We start from the raw sequence: 1,497 nt of genomic DNA on the forward strand, positions 1-1,497 counted from the left end.
AAGTCATGAATGCAACCATCGCGCAAGCCGCGCCCGCCGTCATCTCTGCCGCCGCACTGAAGACCTCGATCAAGGTCGAGCAACTCACCTGCACCATCGGCGCAGAACTGTCCAACATCGACCTCGGCGCCGCTTCCCGCGACCCGGAAACGGTCGCCGAACTCCGCAGCCTGCTGCTCAAGCACCGCGTGCTGTTCTTCCGCGACCAGGACATCACGCGTGCCGAGCACGTCACCCTGGCCCGCCACTTCGGCGACCTGGAAGACCACCCTGTGGCCGGCAGCGATCCGGACCATCCGGGCCTGGTGCGCATCTACAAGTCGCCCGACACGCCCAACGACCGCTACGAGAACGCCTTCCACACCGACGCCACCTGGCGCGAGAAGCCGCCCTTCGGTTGCGTGCTGCGCTGCGTCGAATGCCCGCCGGTCGGCGGCGACACCATCTGGGTCAACATGGTCGAGGCCTACAACCGCCTGCCAGACGACGTCAAGCAGAAGATCGCCGGCCTGCGCGCCCGCCACAGCATCGAAGCCAGCTTCGGCGCGGCCATGCCGATCGAGAAACGCCTGGCGCTGCACGCCCAGTTCCCGGACGCCGAGCACCCCGTGGTGCGCACCCATCCGGAAACCAACGAGAAGGTTCTTTTCGTCAACGCCTTCACGACGCACTTCACCAACTTCCACACGCCGGCCAACGTGCGCTTCGGCCAGGACTACACCTCGGCCGGCCGCGACCTGCTGGGCTACCTGATCGAGCAGGCAGCGGTCCCCGAGTACCAAGTGCGCTTCCGCTGGAAGAAGAACAGCATGGCCTTCTGGGACAACCGCAGCACCCAGCACTACGCGGTCATGGACTACGCGCCCTGCCACCGAAAGATGGAACGCGCCGGCATCGTCGGTGAAGCCACGTTCTGACCCGGCCCACCTCCCCTCCCAACTATTTCCACGAGGTCATCAAATGAACTTTCTCGACGGCTCCCTCTATCCTGAAAACCAGCAACCCCTGATCATCACGGCCGCGCCCTACGCGCCGTCGTGGGTGCCCTCCGACTTCCCCGAGGACATCCCCGTCACGATCGAGCAGCAGGTCCAGAAGGCGGTCGACTGCTACAACGCCGGCGCCACCGTGCTGCACCTGCACGTGCGTGAACTCGACGGCAAGGGCAGCAAGCGCCTGTCGAAGTTCAACGAGCTGATCGCCGGTGTGCGCAATGCCGTGCCGGAAATGATCATCCAGGTCGGCGGCTCCATCAGCTTCGCGCCGGAGAACGAAGGCGCCGCCGCCAAGTGGCTGAGTGATGACACGCGCCACATGCTGGCCGAACTGGACCCCAAGCCAGACCAGGTCACCGTGACCATCAACACCTCGCAGATGAACGTGGTGGAGCACTGGGAGTACGAGGACTACAAGGGCACCTCGATGGAAGACCCGGCGGTCTTCAACGCCTACAAGGAAATGACCGTTCCGGCGCAACCCGGCTGGGCCGAGGAGCAC

Annotated in this window: 2 protein-coding genes; both read left to right on the top strand. The window is 64.9% G+C overall.

Annotation, left to right across the window (positions count from 1 at the left end; all coding sequences use genetic code 11):
- Positions 1–5: 5 nt before the first annotated feature.
- Positions 6–917, top strand: coding sequence for a TauD/TfdA dioxygenase family protein (locus WKW82_RS40470; RefSeq protein WP_422823719.1), 912 nt, complete (start codon positions 6–8; stop codon positions 915–917).
- A 43-nt stretch (positions 918–960) separates the two neighbouring features.
- Positions 961–1,497 (top strand): 3-keto-5-aminohexanoate cleavage protein (locus tag WKW82_RS40475; RefSeq protein WP_340348840.1); only part of this gene is annotated, 537 nt, incomplete at its 3' end.

It is taken from the genome of Variovorax rhizosphaerae (assembly GCF_037889975.1).
Taxonomy (GTDB): domain Bacteria; phylum Pseudomonadota; class Gammaproteobacteria; order Burkholderiales; family Burkholderiaceae_C; genus Variovorax; species Variovorax rhizosphaerae.